Consider the following 9,307-nt stretch of genomic DNA (forward strand, 5'->3'; position numbering starts at 1 on the left):
TGTTGTCCAAAAATGTTTTTTTTATTTAAAAAAAAACCCCCCCCCCCCCCCCCCCCCCCACCACCCCCGCTCCCACAGAAAAGCCCGGCATTCGCGGACTCGAGGATTCTCGACTAAGGTTACCCCCTCATCGGATTGAGCCCCTGCCAGCTCCACCGGGCTCTTGATCAAGGAGAGACTGATGACGTCGCGTCGCAACATCGAACAGACTTATCGCACCTGGTCCAGCCCCATCCTGCTGGAGTTGAAAAAGCGCGAACACCAAATGGCGCCGGTCGAGCGTCAGGCACTGGAGAATGTTTTGGTCGAACGAAGGTTGCTGGATGTCGGCAACCCCAACGGCCCCGACCGACGCCAGGGCACAGCGGGCAAGAATGACCGGCCCGGTTGATCAAAGCGTCAGACCGGGTTGATGTTCAACCCCAGTTTCAGCAGTTCCTTGCGCAGCATCGACGGTTTCACAAGCGCCATCCCCGCCTGCCATTGCAGCGGCAACAACCGATCCAGCTTCTGCTGGCTGAGCAGCGGCTCAGCCAGCAAACAACTCTTGCCGTCACGGATGCTGATGACGTTCAGCAACCAGTCATCGCCCTGCCCGACCATCCAGCCGCCGATCTCGTTGCGATGTTTGTGAAGCAACGCATCGGCGTCCCACACCGTCATCTGTGCGAAGACCTGCGGCAGGTTGCTGTCCGGTTTGAAGCGCTTCAGATCCGCCGCCAACGCGGTCTGCAGGTCCGCTTCGATGGCGGCCTGACATTCGAGGAAATACTGCTCGGGCCAGTTTGCCGGCAGATTCGCCCGCTGCATTAATACCTCATAAGCTTCAATATCCGCCTCAGAGGTCATCTGCCCGGTGAGGTTAAGCGTGTTATCGAGGATTGCCGTGGCCAGCAATTTCGCGCTTTGCTCGCTGATTCGCGAGAGCAGACCCGCAGCTTGCCAACGCTGAAAAACCAGCGTCGCCGCTGCACCAATCGGGCGGATGTCGGCGGCGGAACCCAGTCGCTCTGCCCAGTACGGCTCGTAACCGGGGTGATGATCGATGACCTCAACCACTTGGTCGAGCACCACCAGCGGGTCGAAGTGGTGATAGTCGGACACATCGACCAGCACGAATTCGTCGTTTGCTTGCGGCGTGTAACGCTGAAAAGCAGCGCCCCAACTCAGAAGGGTCGGCGACACGCTGCTGTTGGGCTTTGCGCTGCTGACGGCGCGGGCGGGTACGCCTTGCAGGTTGAGCAATTCTGCGTAGGCGATGCAGCAGGCGTAGGCGTCGATGTCCAGATAGGAGGCGCCGGAGGTGATGATTTTCATGGGGCGCAAACGTCGCACATTTCCATGACATTGGGGTGACATAAAAAGATCGCAGCCTTCGGCAGCTCCTACAGGTTGAATGCAATCCAACTGTAGGAGCTGCCGCAGGCTGCGATCTTTTGATCTTCAGGCCGCGGCTTTACCAGCGGCCACCATCGCCGAAGCCGCGAGCATCGCCCGCAACAACACCGCACACCCGGCCGCCAGATCATCCGGCGCGGCATTCTCGATTTCGTTGTGGCTGATCCCGCCCTCGCACGGTACGAAGATCATTCCCGCCGGGCCGAGTTCGGCAAGGAAGATTGCGTCGTGTCCCGCGCCACTGACGATGTCCATGTGTGACAGGCCCAGGCCTTGCGCCGCACCGCGCACGGCTTCGACGCAGCCTTTTTCGAAGTACAGCGGCGGGAAGTCGGCAGTCGGCGTTAGTTCATAGGTCAATCCGTGCTCTTCGCAAGTGGCGTCGATGACTTGCTTCACCTCGGCGATCATCGAATCGAGTCGCTCCGGTTGCAGATGCCGGAAGTCGAGGGTCATGCGCACTTCGCCGGGGATGACGTTGCGCGAGCCGGGATAGGCTTGCAGGCAACCAACGGTGCCGCAGGCATGGGGTTGGTGGCCGAGGGCCGCGCGGTTGACCGCGCCGACGATCACCGAGGCGCCGACCAGGGCGTCCTTGCGCAGGTGCATCGGGGTTGGTCCGGCGTGGGCTTCGACGCCGCGCAGTTTCAGGTCGAACCATTTTTGCCCGAGGGCGCCGAGTACCACGCCGATGGTTTTCTGCTCGTCTTCGAGGATCGGGCCTTGCTCGATGTGTGCTTCGAAATAGGCACCCACCTTGTGCCCGCTGACTTTGCGTGGTCCGGCATAGCCGATGGCGTTCAGGGCTTCGCCGACGGTGACACCATCGGCATCGACCTTGGCCAGGGTTTCTTCGAGGGTGAATTTTTCCGCGAACACCCCGGAGCCCATCATGCACGGAGCAAAGCGCGAGCCTTCTTCGTTGGTCCAGACCACCACTTCCAGCGGCGCTTCGGTTTCTACGCCGAGATCATTGAGGGTACGCAGCACTTCGACGCCGGCGAGCACGCCGAAGCAGCCGTCGAACTTGCCGCCGGTGGGCTGGGTGTCGATGTGGCTGCCGGTCATCACCGGCGGCAGGTTCGGATTGCGTCCCGGGCGACGGGCGAAGATATTGCCGACTTCATCCACCGTGACGCTGCACCCGGCGTCCTTGCACCATTGCACAAACAGGTCGCGGGCCTGACGGTCGAGGTCGGTCAGGGCCAGGCGACAGACCCCGCCCTTGACGGTGGCGCCGAGCTTGGCCAGTTCCATGAGCGAGGCCCAGAGGCGGTCGCGGTTGATGTGCTGATGGGTGGATTGCAGAACGTCTACGGCTGCGTTCATGTTGATCTCCTCAGGCAGTTCTTATGAGTGTCTTCAGGTAATTCTTTGGTGGGTTTGAGGCCGCCTTCGCGAGCAAGCCCGCTCCCACAAGTGAACGCATTCCAAAATGTGGGAGCGGGCTTGCTCGCGAAGGGGCCATCCCTCACACCGAAGATTTCACAACAGACGGGCTGCTTCGCATCGAACACAACCCGTAATAAATCACCCCACCCAGCGCCGAGCCGGTAAACCAGCCATAGCTGTAAAACCAGCTGAACGCATCGCTGCCCAACGACAGCAAGGTCAGCACCACCGGCACGCCAAACGCGGTAAAACCGGCCCAGTTCCACGCCGGATACACGTCGTCCCGGTACAACCCGGCGAGGTCCAGTTGCTGTTTCTTGATCAGGAAATAGTCCACCACCATGATCCCGGCAATCGGCCCGAGCAGGCTCGAATAGCCCAGCAGCCAGTTGGAATACACGGTTTCCAGGCTGACATCGGACACGATCAGGCCCAGCTTTTTCAGCAGCTCGTGTGCCATCAACGCCAACCCGACGAAGCCCGTGAGCAACACCGCTTTGGTGCGATTGATCACCTTGGGCGCGATGTTCTGGAAATCATTTGTCGGCGAAACGATGTTCGCCGCTGTGTTGGTCGACAGCGTGGCGATGATGATCAGCGCCATGGCTAACGCGACCCACATCGGGCTCTGGATATGGCCGATCAGACTGACCGGATCCGACACGGTGACGCCGACCAGTTTCACCGAAGCGGCGGTCATCACCACACCGAGTGAGGCGAAGAGGAACATGGTCAGCGGCAGGCCGAAAATCTGCCCGAGGATCTGATCCTTCTGGCTTTTGGCGTAGCGGCTGAAGTCGGGAATGTTCAGCGACAGCGTGGCCCAGAAACCAACCATCGCGGTCAGCCCGGCAGCGAAGTAACTGACCACACTGGCGCCTTCCGGGCGTTTCGGTGGAATCGCCAGCAACTCGGTCATCGACACATTGGGCATGGCCCACACCAGCAGACCGATGCCGACTGCCACCAACAACGGCGCAGACAGGGTTTCCAGCCACTTGATCGACTCGGCACCGCGGATCACCACCCACAGGTTCAGCGACCAGAAAATCATGAAACCGATCACCTCGCCGGTTCCGCCGAGGGATTTCCAGCCGTCGAAAATCGAGCCGAGAAACAGGTGAATCGCCAATCCGCCAAACATCGTTTGAATCCCGAACCAGCCGCACGCCACCAGCGCACGAATCAGACACGGCACGTTGGAGCCAAGCACGCCGAACGACGAGCGCAGCAGCACCGGGAATGGAATGCCGTACTTGGTGCCGGGAAAGGCATTGAGCGTCAACGGGATCAGCACGATGATGTTGGCCAGCAGAATCGCCATCAGCGCTTCGCCGACGGTGAGGCCGAAATAGGCGGTGAGCACCCCGCCGAGGGTGTAAGTCGGCACGCACACCGACATGCCGATCCACAGCGCGGTGATGTGCCATTTGTTCCAGGTTCGTTCGCGCACCTTGGTCGGTGCCATGTCGTGGTTGTAACGGGGACTGTCGAGGACGTCGCTACCGGCTTCGAGTTCGAACAAGCCGTCGCGCTCGGTCACTTGCGATCTGTTCTGTTGCATGGCCGCTCCACTGTTCTTCTGATTATTTTTTTTGCTCATCAGACGGCTGCACACCAAGGTGCGAACCGGACGATGGCCGGAGGAACTGACAACTTTCTTGCACCGGCCAGAGTGTCAGCGGCGGCATCAATAAACGTGCCGGATGCCCCGCTTACGCATCGGGCCGTGGTTCAAACGCATTGCAACTTTCTGATATGTCACGGTTTTAATTATTCACCGGAAGCGTCCTCGAAAACTTGTCTGCACGCTCAGGCTAAACGTTTGCCAAGTTGTTCGAACGGTCAGGACTCAATCTGGTGCACTGCACTTTTTTTCATCACCGGCGCTCAGCCGCAGCTCAACTTCAAGCGGCTGATTTCACATAGGAAATCTTGCTCATATTTCCATCCTGTCAAGTGCGTCAAAATGGTGAACAGCCTCACCATTTTGGTGATTTAGGTTTTTTATCGTTATTTTTCATGCAGTTAAAACAGCAATAAGCTTATAAAAAATAATCTTGATCAATTGCAGAACTGCGACTAGCTTCTATTCCTGACAGCGCTGACAGGAATACGCCGATCAGCGTTGTACATCAATAAAACATTTAGAACCGGCACAAGTCGGTCATGCCTGCGAGGAACTCGGAATGTCTCTGTTGATCCGTGGCGCCACCGTTGTTACCCATGATGAAAGTTATCGCGCCGACGTCTATTGCGCCGACGGCGTGATCAAAGCCATTGGTCAAAACCTGGATATTCCCGCCGGCGCCGAAGTGCTCGACGGCAGCGGCCAATACCTGATGCCCGGCGGCATCGATCCACACACCCACATGCAACTGCCCTTCATGGGCACCGTGGCCAGCGAAGACTTTTACAGCGGCACTGCGGCGGGTCTGGCCGGGGGCACGACGTCGATCATCGACTTCGTGATTCCCAATCCGCAGCAGTCACTGATGGAAGCGTTTCACCAGTGGCGCGGCTGGGCCGAGAAGTCTGCGTCCGACTATGGCTTCCACGTCGCGATCACCTGGTGGAGCGAACAGGTGCGTGAGGAAATGGCCGATCTGGTCAGCCATCACGGGATCAACAGCTTCAAGCATTTCATGGCCTACAAGAACGCGATCATGGCCGCCGACGACACGCTGGTGGCGAGTTTCGAGCGCTGTCTGGAACTCGGCGCGGTGCCGACCGTGCATGCGGAAAACGGCGAGCTGGTCTATCACCTGCAACGCAAGTTGATGGCCCAGGGCATCACCGGGCCGGAGGCGCATCCATTGTCGCGGCCATCGCAGGTGGAAGGCGAAGCGGCGAGCCGGGCGATTCGCATCGCTGAAACCATCGGCACGCCGTTGTATCTGGTGCACGTCTCGACCAAGGAAGCGCTGGACGAAATCACCTACGCCCGCAGCAAGGGTCAACCGGTGTACGGCGAAGTACTGGCCGGGCATTTGCTGCTCGACGACAGCGTCTACCAGCACCCGGACTGGCAGACCGCCGCTGGTTACGTGATGAGCCCGCCGTTCCGCCCGCGCGGGCATCAGGAAGCGCTGTGGCATGGCCTGCAAAGCGGCAATCTGCACACCACCGCCACTGACCACTGCTGCTTCTGCGCCGAGCAAAAAGCCGCCGGGCGCGACGACTTCAGCAAGATCCCCAACGGCACCGCCGGCATCGAAGACCGCATGGCGGTGCTGTGGGATGAAGGGGTCAACAGCGGACGTTTGTCGATGCAGGACTTCGTCGCCCTCACCTCCACCAACACCGCGAAAATCTTCAACCTCTACCCGCGCAAAGGCGCGATCCGCGTCGGCGCCGATGCCGACCTGGTGCTGTGGGATCCGCAAGGCACCCGCACCATCTCCGCCAAGACCCACCATCAGCAGGTGGACTTCAATATCTTCGAAGGCAAGACCGTGCGCGGCGTGCCGAGCCATACCGTCAGCCAGGGCAAAGTGGTCTGGGCCGACGGCGACCTGCGCGCCGAGCGCGGGGCCGGGCGGTACATCGAACGGCCGGCGTATCCGGCGGTGTTTGATTTGCTGAGCAAGCGGGCTGAGCAACATCGCCCGACTGCCGTTAAGCGCTAAAGCGAGGCCTTCGGCCTCATCGCGAGCAGGCTCACTCCTACAGGTGTACGCATTCCAATTGTAGGAGTGAGCCTGCTCGCGATAGCGCCAGTTCAGACACCACAAAAACCACTGCCCATCAGAGGCAGAGAACCTCAATAACCGTGAGGCAAAAAACCGTGATCGAGACCCTGAACCATCTCCCGCATCCGCACGAAAGCGCGGCCGCCCTCGCCGGCCATTTCACTGATCTGGCGCCACCGCTCAACGCCCGGCAGGCGCATCTGGAAGCCTCGCGCTGCCTGTATTGCTACGACGCCCCGTGCGTCAATGCATGCCCCAGCGAAATCGACATTCCGTCGTTTATCCGCAATATCCATCAGGACAACGTGCCCGGTGCGGCGCAGAAAATTCTTTCGGCGAACATCCTCGGCGGCAGTTGCGCGCGGGTCTGCCCAACGGAAATCCTCTGCCAGCAAGCCTGCGTGCGTAACAACGCCCAGGAATGCGCGCCGGTGCTGATCGGCCTGCTGCAGCGCTACGCCGTGGACAACGCGCACTTCACTGAACACCCGTTTCAGCGCAACGCCGCTACCGGCAAACGCATCGCCGTGGTCGGCGCCGGGCCGGCGGGGTTGTCCTGCGCCCACCGCAGCGCGATGCACGGGCATGACGTGGTGATTTTCGAAGCCCGGGAGAAGGCTGGCGGCCTTAATGAATACGGGATCGCCAAGTACAAACTGGTCGACGACTACGCGCAGAAGGAGCTGGATTTCCTCCTGCAGATCGGCGGCATCGAAATCCGTCACGGGCAGAAACTCGGCGAGAATCTGACCCTCAGCGAGCTGCATCAGCAGTTCGACGCGGTGTTCCTCGGCCTCGGCCTCAATGCCAGCAAACAGCTCGGCCTGCCCCACGAGGACGCGCCCGGCCTGCTCGCCGCCACCGACTACATCCGCGAACTGCGCCAGGCCGATGACTTGACGCAACTGCCACTGGCCGAGCGCTGCATCGTCCTCGGCGCCGGCAACACCGCGATCGACATGGCCGTGCAAATGGCCCGCCTCGGTGCCTGCGATGTGAATCTGGTGTATCGCCGGGGAGCGGCGGACATGGGCGCCACCGGCCACGAACAGGACATTGCCAAGGCCAATCAGGTGCGCCTGCTGACCTGGGCGCAACCGGAGGAAGTGCTGCTCGACGATCAGGGCCATGTGCGCGGTATGCGTTTCGCTCGTACCGAACTGGTCGACGGTCGCCTGCAAAGCACTGGCGAAACCTTCGAACTGGCCGCCGATGCGATTTTCAAAGCCATCGGCCAGACCTTCGACAGCAGCGCCCTCGCCGACCCGCTGGCCCGCGAACTCAAGCGTCAAGGCGAGCGGATTCAGGTTGACGACAACCTGCGCACGAGCATTCCCGGCGTGTATGCCGGCGGTGACTGCACCAGCCTCGATCAGGACCTCACCGTGCAAGCCGTACAGCATGGCAAACTCGCCGCCGAGGCGATCAACGCGCAACTGATGCTCAACGTGGAGGCTGCGTAAATGGCCGATCTCTCGATAGTCTTCGCCGGCATCAAAGCCCCCAACCCGTTCTGGCTTGCCTCGGCGCCGCCGACTGACAAGGCTTACAACGTGGTCCGTGCCTTCGAGGCCGGCTGGGGTGGCGTGGTCTGGAAAACCCTCGGCGAGGACCCGGCAGCGGTCAACGTCTCGTCGCGCTACTCGGCACACTACGGCAACAACCGCGAAGTGCTGGGGATCAACAACATCGAACTGATCACCGACCGCTCGCTGGAAATCAACCTGCGCGAGATCACTCAGGTCAAGAAAGACTGGCCGGATCGCGCGCTGATCGTCTCGCTGATGGTGCCGTGTGTCGAGGAATCGTGGAAACACATCCTGCCGCTGGTGGAAGCCACCGGCGCCGATGGCATCGAGCTGAATTTCGGTTGCCCGCACGGCATGCCCGAGCGCGGCATGGGCGCGGCGGTCGGTCAGGTGCCGGAATACGTCGAGCAGGTCACCCGCTGGTGCAAGACCTATTGCTCGCTGCCGGTGATCGTCAAGCTGACGCCGAACATCACCGACATCCGCGTCGCTGCCCGCGCTGCGCATCGCGGTGGCGCCGATGCGGTGTCGCTGATCAACACCATCAACTCGATCACCAGCGTCGATCTGGAACACATGGTCGCCCTGCCCACCGTCGGCAGCAAAAGCACCCACGGCGGTTATTGCGGTTCGGCGGTCAAGCCGATTGCACTGAACATGGTCGCCGAGATCGCTCGTGATCCGCAGACCCAAGGCCTGCCGATCTGCGGCATCGGCGGCATCGGCAGTTGGCGTGATGCGGCGGAATTCATGGCGCTGGGCAGCGGCGCGGTGCAGGTGTGCACGGCAGCGATGCTGCATGGCTTCCGGATTGTCGAGGAGATGAAGGACGGGCTGTCGCGCTGGATGGACAGCCAAGGCTACGCCAACATCGCCGAGTTCTCCGGGCGCGCGGTGGGCAATACCACGGACTGGAAGTACCTCGACATCAACTATCAGGTGATCGCGAAGATCGACCAGGACGCGTGCATCGGTTGCGGGCGCTGCCACATTGCTTGCGAAGACACTTCACACCAGGCGATCAGCAGCCTCAAGCTGGCTGACGGCACGCATAAATATGAAGTGATCGATGATGAGTGCGTCGGCTGCAATCTGTGCCAGATCACCTGCCCGGTGGCGGACTGTATCGAGATGGTGCCGATGGAAACCGGCAAGCCGTTTCTGGACTGGAATCATGATCCGCGCAATCCGTACCATGTCTCCCCTTAAGGTCGGCGGCGTCTGAATTGACGCCTTCGCGGGGCACCCCCCCCCCCCAATTTGGCAGCCTTTCAAAAAATGGGTGCGGGGTAGGTC

The 9,307-nt window shown here is 60.7% G+C and carries 7 protein-coding genes; 4 read left to right on the forward strand and 3 right to left on the reverse strand.

The genetic code is table 11. The features are described from left to right. Positions 1–181 precede the first annotated feature (181 nt). Positions 182–391: a hypothetical protein gene (locus NTD85_RS15205; protein WP_003224027.1), complete on the forward strand. Its 210-nt coding sequence runs from the start codon at positions 182–184 to the stop codon at positions 389–391. An 8-nt stretch (positions 392–399) separates the two neighbouring features. On the opposite strand, the gene NTD85_RS15210 is transcribed toward NTD85_RS15205, so the two are convergent. The 3 genes from NTD85_RS15210 to NTD85_RS15220 all read right to left on the reverse strand — a co-directional run bounded on the left by NTD85_RS15210 (position 400) and on the right by NTD85_RS15220 (position 4,354). Then, positions 400–1,317, reverse strand: coding sequence for a DHH family phosphoesterase (locus tag NTD85_RS15210; RefSeq protein WP_262142567.1), 918 nt, complete (start codon positions 1,315–1,317; stop codon positions 400–402). Positions 1,318–1,443: 126 nt separating this feature from the next. Then, on the reverse strand, positions 1,444–2,727 hold the full coding sequence (locus NTD85_RS15215; RefSeq protein WP_201137945.1) for a Zn-dependent hydrolase: 1,284 nt from the start codon (positions 2,725–2,727) through the stop codon (positions 1,444–1,446). A gap of 142 nt (positions 2,728–2,869) precedes the next feature. Further along, positions 2,870–4,354: an NCS1 family nucleobase:cation symporter-1 gene (locus NTD85_RS15220; RefSeq protein WP_262142568.1), complete on the reverse strand. Its 1,485-nt coding sequence runs from the start codon at positions 4,352–4,354 to the stop codon at positions 2,870–2,872. Positions 4,355–4,979: 625 nt separating this feature from the next. Between NTD85_RS15220 and hydA the strand changes: the two genes are divergently transcribed. From hydA to preA, 3 genes are all read left to right on the forward strand, one after another. Beyond that, positions 4,980–6,419 (forward strand): dihydropyrimidinase, encoded by a 1,440-nt coding sequence (hydA, locus tag NTD85_RS15225; RefSeq protein ID WP_262142569.1) that lies wholly within the window; start codon positions 4,980–4,982, stop codon positions 6,417–6,419. A gap of 158 nt (positions 6,420–6,577) precedes the next feature. Continuing rightward, a complete protein-coding gene (locus NTD85_RS15230) occupies positions 6,578–7,945 on the forward strand; it encodes an NAD(P)-dependent oxidoreductase (RefSeq protein WP_262142570.1) in 1,368 nt (455 codons plus the stop codon). After that, positions 7,946–9,220, forward strand: a complete 1,275-nt coding sequence (preA, locus tag NTD85_RS15235) for an NAD-dependent dihydropyrimidine dehydrogenase subunit PreA (protein ID WP_262142571.1) — start codon at positions 7,946–7,948, stop codon at positions 9,218–9,220. Positions 9,221–9,307: the final 87 nt, after the last annotated feature.

The organism is Pseudomonas sp. 13B_3.2_Bac1 (assembly GCF_025466205.1).
GTDB classification, from domain to species: Bacteria; Pseudomonadota; Gammaproteobacteria; order Pseudomonadales; family Pseudomonadaceae; genus Aquipseudomonas; species Aquipseudomonas fluorescens_H.

Excerpts from the sequence above, each read along its gene's own strand:
- NTD85_RS15205 (WP_003224027.1), top strand. The coding sequence starts at position 182 with ATGACGTCGCGTCGCAACATCGAACAGACTTATCGCACCTGGTCCAGC.
- NTD85_RS15210 (WP_262142567.1), bottom strand. The coding sequence starts at position 1,317 with ATGAAAATCATCACCTCCGGCGCCTCCTATCTGGACATCGACGCCTAC.
- NTD85_RS15215 (WP_201137945.1), bottom strand. The coding sequence starts at position 2,727 with ATGAACGCAGCCGTAGACGTTCTGCAATCCACCCATCAGCACATCAAC.
- NTD85_RS15220 (WP_262142568.1), bottom strand. The coding sequence starts at position 4,354 with ATGCAACAGAACAGATCGCAAGTGACCGAGCGCGACGGCTTGTTCGAA.
- hydA (WP_262142569.1), top strand. The coding sequence starts at position 4,980 with ATGTCTCTGTTGATCCGTGGCGCCACCGTTGTTACCCATGATGAAAGT.
- preA (WP_262142571.1), top strand. The coding sequence starts at position 7,946 with ATGGCCGATCTCTCGATAGTCTTCGCCGGCATCAAAGCCCCCAACCCG.